This is a genomic window from Glaciimonas sp. Gout2 (genome assembly GCF_035018905.1).
GTDB lineage: Bacteria > Pseudomonadota > Gammaproteobacteria > Burkholderiales > Burkholderiaceae_D > Glaciimonas.
This window is the reverse complement of the sequence record NZ_JASJXA010000003.1, coordinates 183692-199128: the sequence shown is the minus strand read 5'-3', so window position 1 is coordinate 199128 and position 15437 is coordinate 183692. Positions and strand designations below refer to the sequence as shown.

The following is a 15437-nucleotide window of genomic DNA, read 5'->3' as shown; positions in this document are numbered from 1 at the left end:
CGCGTAGATCTGTTGACGATGGATGCGACTGCGTCGACGACACATCGCGATAGTACAAACATATTGGAGGACATGACATGGCAAACGATGTACCCAGCAATGATGTAACTGGCAGTAATGTAACCAGCAATCGCATCGATCCGTTTACGCCCAGTGAAAGTGAACCCGGATTCGACCCAAATGACTTCGGTCATATTGCTCCCGATTGTCAAGGTCTGAACTTCTACGAAATCGATCAAAGTCTCCAGGCCTCCGTACGCGTCCATGCGGGTCCGAAAGCATCTCAGCACTTCGCGCCCTGGTTTACGCGCTTGGGCGAGGCGGTTGGCGGCGATCTGGACCGACTGGCAAGAATTGTGGACCGTAATCCGCCGGTGTTGGAGCAGCGGGATCGATACGGCCGTGATCGCGACAGCATTACCTATCATCCCGCCTATCGCCAAATGGAGAAGATAGGCTTTGAAGATTTTCAGCTTCATTCCATGTCGCATCAATCCAATTTCTTTGGTTGGGAAGGCACAGTGCCGTCCGTCGTCAAGTACGCGGCCCGCTATCTTTTTGCGCAATCCGAGATAGGGATGATGTGTCCGTTAAATATGTCCGATGCGACCATTCATGTGTTGAAGACGTTCGCGAGCGAAGAACTCAAGCAGCACTTGCTTCCCAAGCTGCTTGCGCCCAAGCTCTCTGAGTTGTGGAAAGCGACGCAATGGATGACCGAGAAAGCGGGTGGGTCGGATGTTGGCGCACTAGAAACGGTTGCACGTTTTGAGAATGGCGTTTGGCGTCTTTACGGCGAGAAGTGGTTTGCCTCTCACACTGACGCGGAACTGGCCCTTGTACTGGCGCGGCCAGAAGGCGCACCAGCAGGCATAAAAGGGGTCGCCATGTTTGCTGTGCCCCGGTTTCTGACCAACGGTGCGCGCAATAAGTACCGCATTATCCGAATGAAGGAAAAGATGGGAACCAGATCATTGGCGACCTGCGAAGTGATGTTTGAAGGTGCTGAGGCCTACGTGGTCGGTAAACTCGATCAGGGAATCAAGCAGATGATGGACGAGGTCAACATGTCGCGTTTGTCACATGGCGTGCGGGCTGCCGGACAGATGCGTCGCTGCTTCAATGAAGCGATTCATGTTGCCCGCAACCGCAGCGCCTTTGGCAAGACTTTGATCGATCTGCCTCTTATGCGGCGCCAGATCGTAAAGATCCTGGTGCCAGCGGAACAGGCTCTCTCCTTATCCATGTTCACGGCAGCGCAGTTCGACCTCGCACGCTCCGGCTCTAAAGAAGCCCAGGATATTGTGCGGATTTTGACACCCCTTTTAAAAATCCGAGCATGCCGGGACACGATTATTGCTGCACGCGCCTCGCTTGAATCGCGTGCAGGAAACGGTATTGTCGAAGAGTGGGTCAACTCAAAGCTGGTCCGCGACGCGCACATCAGCCTGGTGTGGGAAGGTACAAGTAACATCAATGCCATTGATGTCGTGAGACGAGCGATAGGACAGGTGGGTGCCCATAAAGCGCTGAAGGCGCTGCTCCTGGAGCGGGTCCAGCAGGTGAAGGAATTGCCAGACAGCTTCAGATCGCGTCTTCTCAGCGCGCTAAACAAGAGCTTCGACTTTGCCGTCAGAGTGGCATCTTCACCGGCCAATGAACATTTGGCCCGCCAGGCCTCTAGCGGTCTATACAACGCGGCAAGTGCGGCGATCCTGGCATGGGAGAGTGCGCAAGAAAATGGTGATCCGCGCAAGTTGCTGGTTAGTCGCTTTGTCCTCGAACACCGGTTGGAGCCGATCGATCCCTTGTCACCTCCAGATGGCGAATGGGAACGTGCAGCATACGCGATCCTTTTGCAGAACGAATGCACGGTATCGCTCCCCGATATCGTCGCTCTGGTATAAGACGAACGCCTTGAGAAAGAGTCGACGACGAACAAACAAGTCGCCAACACCAAGGAAGTTCTGGTCTAGTTGCGGCCCGTCACCTGCCTGGCGAAGCCTTCGGGCATCGCCCAATAGAGCCAAGTGATTACCTGATCGGAAACACTCAAATCTCCTAGAAGTTGAGTCTGCAAAAATGCGTGTTTTATTGCAGTTTTTCAGACTCATACCATAGCAAAACTGAAGTAAGACAAACCCCACGTATGGAGTAATATTAATAATTCGACTTCTGTCAGTAGAACGCAAGTGTAGACTTACGGTTTCCTCGTTAGTCTCTGCCAAGGCAGGAACGCGATACTAACTTACTTGAGTCATTAGAAAATGATTGATATCTCCTCTCGCGTCTTGCGCGCAATGATTGCGCTCGCCGAGTTACGCAATTTTTCCTTAGCCGCGGAGCGGTGCCACGTCACCCAATCGGCGCTCAGTCAGATGGTGCAAAAGCTTGAGGGAGACGTCGGTTTGCAACTCGTCGACCGCAACCGCAGGAACGTAGGTTTCACGGCAGAAGGCTTGCGGTTTATCGCCACCGCTCAGCGGGTAATGCACGAACTCGATGAGATTGACCATGATTTAAAAGAACATGCTTCGGGTCGAAGAGGGCGAGTCAGCATTGCTGCTCTGCCATCGCTGGCAGCCCATTGGCTACCTCAAATGATGGCTAAATACTCACACGAATTTCCCGGAATCGAGCTCAATCTTTTTGACGTAGCAACTCAGCGCGCATTGGAACTGGTGCGTACGCGACAAGCCGATTTTGCCGTAACGGCAGACGGCCCCGGACGGCCTGGTCTGGAATCGCGTTTGCTGTTCAAAGAAAAATTTTTCGTTGTATGTCACAAGACACATGCCCTTGCGCAAAAAAAATACTTAGCGCTTTCCGACTTGAGTGGCTATCCCTACATCAGACTCGTCCGAACCGGCAGCATTGCGCAATACCTGGAAAGTGCGCTACGAACCGTCAATTTGATTGATACCGGTCTTGAGGTCGACCAGGTCTCGACAGTTGCTGGTCTGGTAGCTAGCAATCTCGGCGTGAGCGTGGTTCCCGAACTAACGATTCCCTACTTCGACGGTAAGCATGTTGTGGCGATTCCTATCACATCTTCCGACCTTAATCGTCCCATATATCTGGTCTGGCCCGTGGATCGTAAGCAGTCGAAGGCAGCCCAGCAATTCATCGATCTTCTGGACCAAAATGAACTACCGATGCAACTAAAAGTGCGTCCCCATAGTAGTGCTCTTGCCGCAGTGCAAACGCGGTGATCGCGTCAGAACGCACAAAGATAATCACAGTTGACTAGAGCGAGGCTGGAAAAGTCGGCTTCTTTATTTAAAAGTGGTGGGCTGGCGCTGTTAATACCCCTTGAACACGGGGTCTCGACGCGCCGCCATCGCAGCCACGCCCTCCTTGAAATCCTGCGTGAGCCAATGCTTGTCCTGCTCCTCGGCCTCGCGGCCCATCGCAGCCTCGACCAACGCTGCAAGGCCCTGATGCAACGTTTCTCGGGTCGACACCAGTGCAATGGGAGCACTGATGGCGATCTCCCGCGCCAGTGCCTGTGCACCCTCGAGCACCCGCCCATCTTCGACCAGCACATCGGCCAAGCCCATATCCAGCGCCTCGACTCCCCCGATGCGGCGGCCTGTATAAAATAACATTGCGGCATTTTGAGGGCCGACCAGACGTGGTAAGGTGGCCGTCAAGCCAAAGCCGGGGTGGATCCCTAGTCGCAAAAAGTTGGCCACCATGCGCGTACCTGGACTTACCACCCGGAAGTCGCCCACCAAAGCAAGGCCCAGACCGCCTCCCACCGCCGCGCCCTGTACGGCGCACACAATGGGTTTTTTGGTTCGAAACATCTCCAGCGCACGGCTGTACAAACGTTTGCCAATTCCTTGAGAGCTAATGCTGTCATTGGAAAAATCGGCGCCCGCGCAGAAAGTCTTGCCACGCGAAGCCAGCACTACCACCCGACATTCATCCGATGTGTCCAGATAGCGCAGCGCATCGACCAGCCCCACTATCAGGGATTCGTCAAAGAAGTTATACGGTGGACGGCACATCTCCAACGTGGCCACACCCGCATCAATCGAGAGTGCCAGTTCAGGATGCAACGCAAAGTCCTTGAAAGACGAGTCAACACCCGCAGTAGTGCTTAAATTCTGACTCATACGGTCTCCGCAGTACCAAGAATGACGGTGGCCTGACTGGACAGCACGCCGCCATTGCCGTGCGCAAGCGCCAGCTTGGCGTTGGGCACCTGGCGCGCGCCACATTGGCCGCTTAATTGCTGAAACGCCTCTACCACAGTGAACAGGCCGTACATGCCAGGATGTACACAGGAAAGGCCCCCGCCGTTGGTATTAACCGGAAGTTTGCCACCCGGCCCAATGCGTCCACCTTGAACAAATGCGCCACCCTCACCTTTCTTGCAGAATCCCAGGTCTTCGAGGAACAGGATGGTGTTAATGGTAAAGGCGTCATAAAGCTCGACCACATTGATGTCCGAGGGTGTGTAGCCAGCTTGCGCAAAGGCGCGTTCGCCCGACAGTTTGGCGCCTGTCACGGTCAGATCAGGCATGCTCGCGATATCGCGATGGGTGGTCTCCGCCGCTGCGCCCAGCAAGTAGGCCGGTGTGGCAGACAAGTCGCTGGCGCGATCCGAGCGGGTCATGATGATGGCAGCTGCGCCGTCAGTGATGAGGCAACAATCCAGCACGCTCAACGGTTCGGATACCATGCGCGAGCTCATGTACATGGACATATCCAGTGGTGTGCGAACAAAGGCTTCGGGATTAAGCTGCGCCCATCCACGGGCGGCCAGGGCCACCGCGCCAAGTTGCTCGCGGGTCGTGCCGTACTGGTGCATGTGCCTGGCTGTGGCCAGCGCGTAAGACGACGATGGGAGTAGCGGTTTGTAAGGTTTTTCGTATACCGACGATTGAAACGGCGTCATCAGCTTGCCGGAAGCACTGCGCTGGTTGCTGCCGTAGGCTACCAGCGCCACGTTGCACTGTCCGGTCGTGAGGGCCAGCGCCGCCCACATCATATGGGTCAGAAAAGCGGAGCCACCCGTGCGATTGTTGTCTGTCACTTTGGGATGGATACCGAGGTAATCGGACAGGGTCAGGCCGGATAACATGTCGTCCGGCGTAGCCACAAAAACACCATCGATGTCACTGGGTTTCAGATTTGCCTGCTGCAACGCCTTGGAAGCGGCCAGCACGGCCAGGTCCATGGAGGAGAAACCAGGCGCCTCACCGATTCCGTAGGTAGCTGCACCAACGACGGCCGTTTGACCGCGGGGAAATGCGTCTTTCATGTGGATGCTCCAGCTGGCTGCGCCTTGTTTTCAGTTGAAACGAAGACAACCACAGCTTGGTCGTTCTCCTGCACGATGCGGGCCTTCACCCGCATCCCGATCTTGATTTGCTCGAATGGCATTCCGTCGACGCGGCTCATCATGCGCGGTCCTTCATCGAGGTCAATGAGCACAACGTTATAACTCTCTTCGAGCGTGCGTTTGCGGATGACTGTCACAGAATACACAGTTCCAGTCCCGATGGCAGGCACCCACTCCAGATCGGTGGCCCCTGTCCTGGGTTCAATGACGCGCGGATAAAACACATAGCCACCGGTTGACCTGCTGTGCAGGATCATGAAGTGGCCTTCCTGCAAAAACCGCAAATAATCTTTTTCTGGTTGAATCATCGAATCCTCTTGGTATCTCAGTATCTATGCAGTCAGCCCTGAAGCGCGGGCGCCATGCTGCGCTCAGTCAAGGAAGGCCAGAATGCGGCTGCGCCCTGAGTAATTGCAGCACGCCCCAATGCCCGTGCCCATGTTGCGTCACTGCCAAATTCTTGTCGCCACGACCACAGGCGCAAAGTAGTGTGATGCAGGGAATGCTCTTGCGTGAAGCCAATCGCGCCATGAAACTGGTGTGCGACATCAGCCAATCGACTGGCTGCCTGGCCGACACGCACCTTGGCTACGGCAACATCGAAAGTAGTGGTGCGTGCTTGCTGCGCCGTGTTCAGAGAGGCAAAGGCCACTCGGGTCGCCACCTTGGCCGCAACCATCTCGCTGGCCGTTACCGCCAAGCCATGCTGGATCACCTGGTTCTTGCTCAGCGGCTTGCCGAACTGCACACGGTCATTGGTATACTGCACCGTTAGTTCCAACGCACGTTCAAGCGCTCCCACCAGCATCGCGCTGCGCGCCATGGCACCAAGGACAAACAGAGGTTGCTCAAGAGCTGGCAGTGGATTATCAAACAGGGTCTCAACCGTTACAGCGTCCAGTTGCAACACATCACGTGGCTCACCGGCCATGTTAGTGCCCTGGACGACAAGTACGCCCGCACCACCCAAGTTGATCAGCGCCAATTGATGCGCGCCACTAGCATCCGCTATCGGAACCAGCGCATAGGCACAAGACCTCGCCCAAGCAACGCCATGCAAGACACCGGACACCTTCAGTTCTGCCTCCGCTGCAAGCACCACCCGCCCAGTTTCGGCGATCGTGATTGGGCCCTGTGGCACCGACTTGCCAGCGCGGCTGAGCAAAGAGGTGGCGATCATGGTTTCGGCCAGCGGCAGCGGCATGCTCCAGCGGCCGATGGCAGCCAACACCGCATAGACGTCCGACCACTGCGCCTCGCTGCCACCCGCCTGTGCCGAACACAGTGACAGGGGCAAGCCAGTGTCTTCAAGTAGTTGCCACAGTTCGGCTGGCCATTGACCATTCTCAGTGCTGCGTAGCAGCGCGGCATCGATATGGTCTGAGAATAGGCGCTGCACGGTTTCGCCAATCATGCGCTCGAACTCGGACGGCTCCAGACTGATGCCCGCCCCCGACATGCTTGATATTGTGTTCATCGCAAACCCATTCCCCGGGCAATGATCCCGCGCAAAATTTCTGGTGTGCCGCCACGTAAAGTAAAGGACGGTGACGAGCGCAAGGTGTACGACAGCACCTCACGCAATGAAGAATTGAGTGCCAGCTTGTCGCCAAATAAATCCTGGGCCAGCTCAGGAATCAGCTTTTCCAGCCTGGCACCCTGATCCTTGACCACCGAGGCAGCAACAGCCGGATTGTCTCCACGTGCCAGCATGCCCGCAATACCAATGGACATCTGGCGCAAAGCGCCATAGTCGGCCACTAGCCTGCCCAACGCAACAGCATGACGATCATCTTCTACATCGGCAGCCTGCAGCATTTCCAGCATCAACTCGGTGCTGCTCATATACCGCTCAGGACCACTACGTTCAATGGCCAGTTCTGCCGTCACCTGCTTCCATCCATCCCCCTGTTGGCCGATCAGGTTTTCCTCTGGCACCCAGACATCTTCCAGAAAGACTTCATTGAACTCATGCTCGCCGAGCATGTTGCGTATAGGTTGCACCGTGATGCCTGGCGAGGACATATCAATAAGAAATTGCGAGAAGCCGGCATGACGGTCTCGACCGTCCGGCACAGCGGCGGTCGACACAGCGGTGGCCGACACATCGGTGGCCGACACATCGGTACGCACGAAAGCGATCATGTATCGCGCTCGTTGCGCACCTGTCGTCCAAATCTTGCTTCCTCGAATGATCCATCCACCGTCACCTTGCACTGCTTTAGTACGAATCGAAGCCAGGTCTGAACCAGAATCGGGTTCGCTCATGCCGATGCAAAAATAAGTATCCCCTCGGGCAATTTCAGACAGCACTCTGCGTGCCAAGGTATCAGGCGCAAAGCGCAGCAACAGCGGACCGCTCTGGCGATCAGCCACCCAGTGCGCCTGTACCGGCGCACCTGCAGCAAGCATCTCCTCCAACACTACGTAACGTTCCAGCGCGGAAAATTCACCCCCGCCGACGCTGCGCGGCCAAACCATGCCGATCCAACCTCGCTCACCCAGCTTGCGGCTGAAGTCCTCGTCGACTCCCATCCAGCTTTCAGCGCGCTGGAGCGCTGTGCGTTCGCCCAACTCTTCCCGCAAGAAGGATCGTACTTCCTTGCGTAAGGTCTCGCATCTCTCACCCAAGGTACAGGGAGTGATGTCCAAAGCCTGTATTCCACTACTCATTGCATAGCCCTTTCCTGTACCAATGACCCGAAAATAATTCCACTCTTGTCGGTAAGTGACGAGATATTGATGATGCAGCTAGATTCAGCATCGCCCCTCTCGCTGCGCCCGATCATGTGTTGACACACCTGCGGCATGAACAGAAAAGCGCCGGTAAGGCGTACCTCATTTATTGCCCGGTCAATTTCAAACTTCATCAATTCATTCATGGTCGGCATGCGGCAAAAGCTGTCGCAAATCATGCGGCGACAATCCAAGGGTACTCAGAATTCGCTCGCTGTCTTCGCCCAGACGAGGTGCATGCTTACGTAATTTATAGGGCGACGCGCCGAAAGTTACCGGAGGTCGAATGGAGCGATATGCACCTTCTGTGGGATGAATTGAAGATTCGATCAGGCCAACAGCACGCACATGCAGGTCTTCGTCAATTTTCTGAAGTGAAATAACAGGCATGCACGGAATCCCTGCACTGTCACACATGGACACCCAATCATCCGTGCTGCGCTTGGGCGCTTCCACATCGATCAGGGCATATAGAGCATCAACATTCTTCCCGCGCGAATCGATATCTGCGAATCTTGGGTCTTCGAAAAGCGCGGGCATTTCCATCAGGCGAAAAAAATCGGCCCAGTTACGGTCAGAATAAGGAAGTATGCAAATCCATCCGTCAGCGGTTTTATAAGGCTTGCGATGCACGGAGAGTTGCCGATTGAATCCGACTGGCCCCAAAGGCGGTTCGAATGCGGATGGCCCCAGATGTTCAGCCATCATGAAATCAATAGACGTCTCGAACATCGGGACTTCTATCTCCTGGCCATCACCACCACGTTCTATATGTAGGAGCGCCGCCAACACAGCATAGGCAATCGTTTGGCCTGCAATCTTGTCGCAAATCGCGGTGGGAACATACTTTGGCACGCCGTGCACCTGCCCGTACAATGCCGCTATGCCCGATCCCGCCTGAATGATATCGTCGTATGCCGCCTTATCGGCATAGGGCCCTTCAGCGCCAAATCCGCGTGCGGCGCACAGCACGATCTTCGGGTTGACCTTTTCAACTGACTTCCAATCAAGTCGAAGGCGTACCGCAGGGCCGGGTCTCAAATTGTGCACTATTACGTCGCTACGTTCGATTAACCGGTCCAGAGCCAAACGCCCAACCACGCTTTTCAAATCCAGAACCACACTATGCTTGTTTCGATGAAGTTGCAGTATCGAACCACCCATTCCTTCGCTCCGGCTTGGTCCATAACGTCGGAAAGCATCGCCCTCAGGAGCCTCTATTTTTATAACATCAGCTCCCATATCTGCCAGAATATGCGTTGCGTAAGGGCCCATTATTACGGTGGTAAGGTCAAGAATTTGAATGCCGTTAAGCGGGTCAGTGGTCATCGATTAAATTCCATGCCTTTTAGGAGATGCGCAAATATTAGCGTCCACCCTTCAAGGAGTAAAATTAATTATTCGACTTCTGTTATTAGAAATAATTGATATTTTCTGACGCGTCTTGCGCACAATGATTGTCCTCGCCGGGTTACGCAAATGTTCTCTTGCTTCGAAGTGGAGCGGTGCCACGTCGGCCAATTGTTGCTAAGTCAGATAGTGCAAAACCCTCATTTCTAACATCCGAAACTCTGTTGTTAATGATTACCGGCAATTACCCACCAGATTGCCCTCCCCCTGAGTCACTTTCTTGTTATTAATTTACAACATCAATGTAGATTTACAAAAATCATACATGACAGATCAGCGCACGTAAGAAAGGGATCAAAAGATCGCGGTAATCATGCTAAAAAGTTGCTGTCCATTATGGCCAAGACATATGATTATCGGATTTGTAGACTTGACTAATCGATACAATTTTAGCTAAATTCCCTAGAATTCAATGGCTTAGCAGATATTTATGGTATGACCATAGCGTCAAAAACGGCGAATGAGCGACAAGCCTCGGACTAAAACGGTTATCATAGCAATCGTTTAAAGAGAATAGTTTCACCCCTACAATCATGCCAAATCCAAATCGCGGCTCTTGTGGCTTCCAGTCCACCGAGTTCGAACAAGAATACGACCGTCCATCAAAGTCCCAACTTAAGCGTGAAATGACTGCGCTGCAAAAGTTGGGTGAAGAGTTAATCGCTGAATCGCGCGACCGCGTCAAGCGCGTGCCGATGCCGGAAGATGTGCGTGAAGCCATCCTTATTTGCCAGCAAATCAAGGACCACGAAGGCCGCCGCCGTCAAACCCAATATGTCGGCAAGAAGATGCGCACGCTGGAAGAACACGAGATTGCCGATATCCAGAAAACACTGGATAGCTGGAGAGGTTTGTCGAAATCTGACACGGCGGCAATGCATGCGCTGGAACGCCATCGTGACCGTTTGCTAAAAGACGACGGCGCGTTGACCACGTTACTCGCTCAGCATCCTGATCTTGACGTGCAGCATACGCGCACACTGATTCGCAATGCACGCAAAGAACAAGCTGAAAACAAACCGCCGAAGGCTTATCGCGAGATATTCCAACTGCTAAAACAGTTGCAGAAGCCAAATGCCGATGATGGCGATGCAGAAACTGGCGACGATGACGATGAGCGCGACGACTATTAATAAAACAATCACTGATACGTCCACGACGACCGTCACCGCTTCAGAAACAGCATCAGTTATTTTTGATATTGCTCCTGAACGCCGTCGTCTGAAAATCGGACTGATTTCAATTTCAGATCGCGCCAGCGCAGGCGTGTATCAGGATCAGGGAATTCCTGCGCTAGAAGATTGGTTTAGCGCAGCGCTAACAAGTCCGTGGGAAACCGAAACCCGTCTGATCGCAGACGAGCAGAAAGTCATCGAACAAACCCTCATTGAGCTAATAGATCACCAACGTTGTGACCTGGTCTTGACCACTGGCGGGACTGGCCCGTCGCGACGCGACGTCACACCGGAAGCAACGCTGGCGGTAGGAACCAAGGAAATGCCGGGCTTTGGCGAACAGATGCGTCAAATCAGCCTGCAGTTTGTACCGACTGCAATTTTGTCGCGTCAGGTGGCCGTGATTCGTGAAATTGACGATCATGCCGCCCTAATCCTTAATTTACCCGGTCAGCCTAAATCGATCAAAGAAACACTGGAAGGCTTGAAAGATGCCAACGGAGAACAAAAAGTTTCTGGCATCTTCTCGGCGATTCCATACTGTATCGACTTAATCGGTGGTCCTTATATCGAGACTAACGCAGCCATTTGTAAGGTATTCCGACCAAAATCGGCGCTCCGTCCGATTGGTGCATGAATCAACAACGCCAATGGATTAACATTCATTAACATCCAATAATCAGTACAACACTTTCTCGGCACTATGACCAACTTCCTCCCGACCCAAGAAATTACGACCTCTGCCACTCCTACGGCTAGCGTTATATGGATGCATGGCCTCGGAGCTGACGGTTCTGACTTTGTGCCGATCGTTAAAGAGCTTGATCTGCGCGACTGCCCGGGTATTCGCTTCATTTTCCCCGATGCACCAACCATCCCGGTGACCATTAACAACGGTCATGTGATGCCAGCGTGGTATGACATTTTTACGGCTGATTTAGTGAAGCGAGAAGACGAAGCCGGATTACGCAAATCGCAGTTACAGATAGACGCGCTGATTGCGCAAGAAATTGCACGTGGTATTCCAGCGAACAAAATCGTCGTCGCCGGATTTTCACAAGGTTGCGCCATGGCATTACAAACCGGTTTGCGGTATCCGGAAAAATTGGCCGGCTTGATGTGCTTGTCAGGCTACTTACCGCTGCGCGACACAATCGAGAAAGAACGGTCCAGCGCCAATCAAGATACACCTATTTTTATGGCGCACGGAACTGCTGATCCCGTGGTTATTCTCAGCCGGGCAGAACAGTCGCGTGACAGTTTGACCCAACTTGGCTATCAAATAGAGTGGCACGACTATCGCATGCAACATTCAGTCTGTGCGGAAGAAGTCACAGATATTGGTAGCTGGCTGCGCAAAGTATTGTCGTAACATTTTTTGTAAAGATTTCTAACTTCTACAATACAGTGGCCAAGGATTCCTGCCTTGGCCACACGTTGATAAAAACGACAGATCAAATCTGCACCGGCGTGTAACCGGCACCCTCAATTGCTTGCGCCAACTGCCCTGCATCCGCATCACTTTCAATCGCTATTTTCTTTTCCGCTACTTGCGCCTCGACTTTAGCGCGGCTATCTACCGCATTAATCGCCTTGGTGATCCGGTCCACGCAATGGCCGCATGTCATATCCTGAACATTAAATACAATCATCATCATCCCCTCTTAGTTGTAACAGACCTTACTATGCACCATCCCATAGTGGGAAGGTCAAGCGCAGGATCAAAACCAAACTTTGATAAAATTAAGCTTGACCTTACTATGATAGGAAGGTGCATTATCTAGGTATGACCACTGTTTAAGCAGGACTTATCATGAGCACCATTACCAACACCAGCACGTTGATCGAATTTACATTACCTATTGGCGGGATGAGTTGCGCCTCATGTGTTGGACATGTTGAAAAAGCATTAAACAAGGTCGACGGCGTTAAGCATGTCAGCGTCAATCTCGCCACAGAACTTGCTACCGTCACGTCTGATATGGCGACCACCGTTAGCGCGTTAGTTACCGCTGTCGAGAAAGCCGGATACGACGTTAAGCACCAGGAATTTACTCTGGCAATTACTGGCATGAGTTGCGCCACATGCGTCGGCAGAGTGGAGAAAGCGCTGCTCAAAGTGCGTGGCGTCCAGTCGGTATCTGTCAACCTTGCCACCGAACTTGCCACCGTTGATACCGTTGGGGAAATACCAGCCGAACTGTTGATAAAGGCCATTGAAGCGGCTGGCTACACAGCAACTTTGCCTGCATCGCAATCAGAGACGAGCGGCTCGAACGTAGTTTCAAGCAACCGATGGCCAAGTTGGTGGCCGGTTGCCTTATCAGCTTTACTGACCACACCTTTGATCATTCCTATGCTGTTGATGGTAGTTGGTCAACATTGGCAATTGTCAGGTTGGTGGCAGTTGGCATTGGCAACGCCTGTACAGTTTTGGCTGGGTGCGCGCTTCTATCGCGCTGCCTGGCGCGCATTGAAGGCCAAAACAGGAAATATGGACTTGCTGGTGGTGCTTGGTACCAGTGCCGCTTACGGCCTGTCGCTCTACCAACTTCTGACATCCAATGCAGACGGAATGGGACACCTATATTTCGAGGCATCCGCGGCTGTAATGACCTTGGTATTGCTCGGCAAATGGCTTGAAACACGCGCCAAACATCAGACCGCCGACGCCATTCGCTCGTTGCAGGCATTGCGTCCTGACCACGCCACGGTGAGGCGTGATGGCATGGATCACCAAGTCGCGGTTAGCGCCTTACGTGTTCAGGATGTCGTCGTCGTGCGTGCCGGCGAACGCATCGCAGTCGATGGTAAGGTCCTGGAAGGAAGTAGCCACGTGGACGAATCGCTGCTGACTGGCGAAAGTCTGCCAGTCTCAAAGCAGAAAGACGATCACGTTATCGCTGGTGCCATCAATGGTGAGGGCGTGCTGCTTGTCCACACCACGGCGACCGGCGCAGAAACATCGTTGTCCCGGATCATCCGGTTAGTCGAACAAGCGCAGGTGGCAAAAGCGCCGATTCAACGTTTGGTTGATCAGGTCAGTGCGGTATTCGTGCCGGTGGTGTTGCTCATCGCCTGTTTCACCCTGCTTGGTTGGGGCCTGCTCAATGGAAACTGGGAAGAGGCGATCTTGAATGCTGTGGCGGTGTTGGTCATCGCCTGTCCTTGCGCGTTAGGGCTCGCCACACCCACAGCCATCATGGTTGGAACGGGCGTAGCTGCACGCTATGGAATTCTCATCAAGGATGCGGAAGCACTCGAAATTGCCCATCGCATCAACGTCGTTGCTTTTGATAAAACGGGTACGCTGACCATCGGCCATCCGACTCTCATCGCTTGCCTTGCGGATGTCAGAACCGCAGTTAGCAATGAATTGCCAACTGATGAGGGCTTGAGGGATACTGGCTTAATAAATACCGAATTACTTACTTTAGCCGCTGCAGTACAGCGTGATAGTGAGCATCCATTGGCGCGGGCTGTCATCAATGCGGCCAACGCAATCACTCTCTCATTTCCATTCGCAAGCGAAATTCGTACTGTCCCCGGTCATGGAATCGAAGCCAGGATTGAGGACCGAATCTACTCTCTCGGCAGCGCACGCTGGATGCAAAAACTGGGCGTTGAATGTGGCACTCTCTCGGAAAATGCGGCTGCACTCGAAGCGGAGGGACGCACAATTTCATGGCTGGCAAGCAAGCCTGCCAATACCAATGACATACCAATGATGCGCGGACTACTCGCATTCGGTGATAGCGTCAAACCATCAGCAAAACTGGCAATCGAACATTTACAGCGACTCTCTATCCGGGTCGCCATGTTAAGCGGCGATAATTGGGGGAGTGCAAACGCAGTCGGTAAACAGCTCGGCATTTCTGAAATAGTTGCGGAAATTCTGCCCGCTGATAAAGCCAAAGCGATAGCCGACCTTAAAAAAAATGGCGCTGTGGTGGCAATGGTTGGGGACGGCATCAACGATGCGCCAGCGTTAGCCGCAGCCGATGTAGGGATTGCCATGTCTACCGGTACGGATGTCGCAATGCAGGCTGCCGGGATTACGCTGATGCGAGGCGATCCGGCACTCGTAGCAGACGCCATTGCGATTTCACGTCGCACTTATCATAAAATCCGACAAAACCTCTTCTGGGCGTTTTTCTATAATGTTGTTGGAATTCCGTTGGCGGCACTGGGATTTTTAAATCCAGTGCTAGCCGGTGCAGCGATGGCGTTCAGCAGTGTCAGCGTGGTAAGCAACGCGTTGCTGTTACGACGCTGGAAACCGGAACAAAACGTGTCAACTTATTCTGAAGACAGGACAACAAATGGACATTGATCGCATGAATATTGGCGGCGCAGCGCTGGCTTCGGGCGTCTCTGCAAAGATGATTCGCCACTACGAAGAAATTGGCCTGATCCAACCTCCAATGCGCACCGAGGCCGGTTATCGTACCTACGGTGAACGCGATGTGCATTTGCTCCGATTTATTCGACAAAGTCGAGTACTGGGATTTTCAATGAAACAGATCACCGCACTCATCGGACTGTGGCTTGACCAATCGCGTCCTAGTAGCAAAGTCAAGCAATTGGCGCAGCAACACATTCGAGATCTGGATGAAAAAATCAATGAATTACAAATCATGAAAATAACGTTAGAACGTTTAGCGAATAATTGTCAGGGCGACGCCCGTCCCGAGTGTCCGATTCTCGATGAGTTAGCGCAACAATACTCACCTCCCCGGAACTAACGCTGGCTGCTTTGTCGT

At 53.3% G+C, this 15437-nt stretch carries 14 protein-coding genes; 7 read left to right on the top strand and 7 right to left on the bottom strand.

All coding sequences use genetic code 11. From position 1 onward, the window contains the following. Positions 1 to 77: 77 nt before the first annotated feature. Together QN379_RS04480 and QN379_RS04475 are read left to right on the top strand one after the other, a co-directional pair. Complete coding sequence (locus QN379_RS04480) at positions 78 to 1907, top strand: acyl-CoA dehydrogenase family protein (protein ID WP_322236474.1); 1830 nt, start codon at positions 78 to 80, stop codon at positions 1905 to 1907. A 360-nt stretch (positions 1908 to 2267) separates the two neighbouring features. Beyond that, on the top strand, positions 2268 to 3212 hold the full coding sequence (locus QN379_RS04475; protein WP_322236471.1) for a LysR family transcriptional regulator: 945 nt from the start codon (positions 2268 to 2270) through the stop codon (positions 3210 to 3212). Between the two features lie 90 nt (positions 3213 to 3302). Here QN379_RS04475 and QN379_RS04470 read toward each other — a convergent pair whose 3' ends face one another. From QN379_RS04470 to QN379_RS04445, 6 genes are all read right to left on the bottom strand, one after another. After that, on the bottom strand, positions 3303 to 4226 hold the full coding sequence (locus QN379_RS04470; RefSeq protein ID WP_322236469.1) for an enoyl-CoA hydratase/isomerase family protein: 924 nt from the start codon (positions 4224 to 4226) through the stop codon (positions 3303 to 3305). Beyond that, positions 4118 to 5272 (bottom strand): thiolase, encoded by a 1155-nt coding sequence (locus tag QN379_RS04465; protein ID WP_322236467.1) that lies wholly within the window; start codon positions 5270 to 5272, stop codon positions 4118 to 4120. Before QN379_RS04465 ends, QN379_RS04470 begins: the two co-directional genes overlap by 109 nt. Then, entirely contained in the window at positions 5269 to 5661 is a 393-nt protein-coding gene (locus tag QN379_RS04460) for a Zn-ribbon domain-containing OB-fold protein (protein WP_322236465.1), read from the bottom strand. Before QN379_RS04460 ends, QN379_RS04465 begins: the two co-directional genes overlap by 4 nt. Positions 5662 to 5693: 32 nt before the next feature. Continuing rightward, entirely contained in the window at positions 5694 to 6830 is a 1137-nt protein-coding gene (locus QN379_RS04455) for an acyl-CoA dehydrogenase family protein (RefSeq protein WP_323506109.1), read from the bottom strand. Then, the gene (locus tag QN379_RS04450) at positions 6827 to 8026 is read right to left on the bottom strand and encodes an acyl-CoA dehydrogenase family protein (protein ID WP_323506108.1); all 1200 of its coding nucleotides are present in this window, start codon (positions 8024 to 8026) and stop codon (positions 6827 to 6829) included. The genes QN379_RS04455 and QN379_RS04450 overlap by 4 nt, the downstream gene beginning before the upstream one ends. Positions 8027 to 8227: 201 nt before the next feature. After that, positions 8228 to 9418 carry a CoA transferase gene (locus QN379_RS04445; RefSeq protein ID WP_322236459.1) on the bottom strand — a complete coding sequence of 397 codons (1191 nt, stop codon included), beginning with the start codon at positions 9416 to 9418 and terminating at the stop codon, positions 8228 to 8230. A 614-nt stretch (positions 9419 to 10032) separates the two neighbouring features. On the opposite strand from QN379_RS04445, the gene yjgA reads away from it, so the two are divergent. From yjgA to QN379_RS04430, 3 genes are all read left to right on the top strand, one after another. Continuing rightward, entirely contained in the window at positions 10033 to 10632 is a 600-nt protein-coding gene (gene yjgA, locus QN379_RS04440; protein WP_322236456.1) for a ribosome biogenesis factor YjgA, read from the top strand. After that, complete coding sequence (gene mog / locus QN379_RS04435) at positions 10574 to 11311, top strand: molybdopterin adenylyltransferase (RefSeq protein ID WP_322236454.1); 738 nt, start codon at positions 10574 to 10576, stop codon at positions 11309 to 11311. The genes yjgA and mog overlap by 59 nt, the downstream gene beginning before the upstream one ends. 66 nt (positions 11312 to 11377) lie before the next feature. After that, positions 11378 to 12046 carry an alpha/beta hydrolase gene (locus tag QN379_RS04430; RefSeq protein ID WP_322236452.1) on the top strand — a complete coding sequence of 223 codons (669 nt, stop codon included), beginning with the start codon at positions 11378 to 11380 and terminating at the stop codon, positions 12044 to 12046. An 82-nt stretch (positions 12047 to 12128) separates the two neighbouring features. On the opposite strand, the gene QN379_RS04425 is transcribed toward QN379_RS04430, so the two are convergent. Further along, entirely contained in the window at positions 12129 to 12332 is a 204-nt protein-coding gene (locus QN379_RS04425; RefSeq protein ID WP_322236450.1) for a heavy-metal-associated domain-containing protein, read from the bottom strand. Between the two features lie 155 nt (positions 12333 to 12487). Between QN379_RS04425 and QN379_RS04420 the strand changes: the two genes are divergently transcribed. Next, positions 12488 to 15007 carry a heavy metal translocating P-type ATPase gene (locus QN379_RS04420; RefSeq protein ID WP_323506107.1) on the top strand — a complete coding sequence of 840 codons (2520 nt, stop codon included), beginning with the start codon at positions 12488 to 12490 and terminating at the stop codon, positions 15005 to 15007. 4 nt (positions 15008 to 15011) lie between these two features. Continuing rightward, a complete protein-coding gene (cueR, locus tag QN379_RS04415) occupies positions 15012 to 15419 on the top strand; it encodes a Cu(I)-responsive transcriptional regulator (protein ID WP_323506120.1) in 408 nt (135 codons plus the stop codon). The last annotated feature ends 18 nt before the right edge of the window (positions 15420 to 15437 follow it).

Excerpts from the sequence above, each read along its gene's own strand:
- QN379_RS04475 (WP_322236471.1), top strand. The coding sequence starts at position 2,268 with ATGATTGATATCTCCTCTCGCGTCTTGCGCGCAATGATTGCGCTCGCC.
- QN379_RS04430 (WP_322236452.1), top strand. The coding sequence starts at position 11,378 with ATGACCAACTTCCTCCCGACCCAAGAAATTACGACCTCTGCCACTCCT.
- yjgA (WP_322236456.1), top strand. The coding sequence starts at position 10,033 with ATGCCAAATCCAAATCGCGGCTCTTGTGGCTTCCAGTCCACCGAGTTC.
- QN379_RS04470 (WP_322236469.1), bottom strand. The coding sequence starts at position 4,226 with ATGTGGCGCGCGCCAGGTGCCCAACGCCAAGCTGGCGCTTGCGCACGG.
- QN379_RS04450 (WP_323506108.1), bottom strand. The coding sequence starts at position 8,026 with ATGAGTAGTGGAATACAGGCTTTGGACATCACTCCCTGTACCTTGGGT.
- QN379_RS04420 (WP_323506107.1), top strand. The coding sequence starts at position 12,488 with ATGAGCACCATTACCAACACCAGCACGTTGATCGAATTTACATTACCT.
- QN379_RS04460 (WP_322236465.1), bottom strand. The coding sequence starts at position 5,661 with ATGATTCAACCAGAAAAAGATTATTTGCGGTTTTTGCAGGAAGGCCAC.
- QN379_RS04445 (WP_322236459.1), bottom strand. The coding sequence starts at position 9,418 with ATGACCACTGACCCGCTTAACGGCATTCAAATTCTTGACCTTACCACC.
- cueR (WP_323506120.1), top strand. The coding sequence starts at position 15,012 with ATGAATATTGGCGGCGCAGCGCTGGCTTCGGGCGTCTCTGCAAAGATG.
- mog (WP_322236454.1), top strand. The coding sequence starts at position 10,574 with ATGCCGATGATGGCGATGCAGAAACTGGCGACGATGACGATGAGCGCG.
- QN379_RS04480 (WP_322236474.1), top strand. The coding sequence starts at position 78 with ATGGCAAACGATGTACCCAGCAATGATGTAACTGGCAGTAATGTAACC.
- QN379_RS04455 (WP_323506109.1), bottom strand. The coding sequence starts at position 6,830 with ATGAACACAATATCAAGCATGTCGGGGGCGGGCATCAGTCTGGAGCCG.
- QN379_RS04425 (WP_322236450.1), bottom strand. The coding sequence starts at position 12,332 with ATGATGATGATTGTATTTAATGTTCAGGATATGACATGCGGCCATTGC.
- QN379_RS04465 (WP_322236467.1), bottom strand. The coding sequence starts at position 5,272 with ATGAAAGACGCATTTCCCCGCGGTCAAACGGCCGTCGTTGGTGCAGCT.